A 388-nucleotide genomic window follows, 5' to 3' on the forward strand; every position below is an offset into this window, starting at 1 on the left:
TGCCGATCAACAACCACAGTGCATTGACCTTCACGCTGAGCGACGGCAAAACCGTCATCACCGTGCCGGCCAACGGTACCGTGGGTACTGCTACCGTGACTGCCCCGGACAACGTCTACGTCGGCGCTAACGACCCTGTCGTGAAGTCGATCGCTACCGTTGAAGGTGCGGATGTCGGCAAGTTCGAGCAACTGACGCTGGACAAGACGCCGGTCAGCACTACCGTCACCGACGAGCCTGGCACTCCAGGCAACCCGGGCGGTAGCAACGAAGGCGATCTGGTCAAGGTCACCATCACAGCCGACCAGACCTCGGTGGCCGAGAACGTCAAACCGACCTTCACTGTTCACGTCAACCAGCCGCTGGCCCACGACCTGGTCGTGACCCT

General features: G+C 61.3%; 1 protein-coding gene. It reads left to right on the forward strand.

Features of this window, described 5'->3' with window-relative positions; translation table 11 throughout:
• Positions 1 to 388 (forward strand): immunoglobulin-like domain-containing protein (locus ACK59Z_RS25920; RefSeq protein ID WP_409294001.1); only part of this gene is annotated, 388 nt, incomplete at both ends.

The sequence above is a fragment of the Pseudomonas sp. KCJK9058 genome, from assembly GCF_046230975.1.
Classification (GTDB): Bacteria; Pseudomonadota; Gammaproteobacteria; order Pseudomonadales; family Pseudomonadaceae; genus Aquipseudomonas; species Aquipseudomonas alloputida.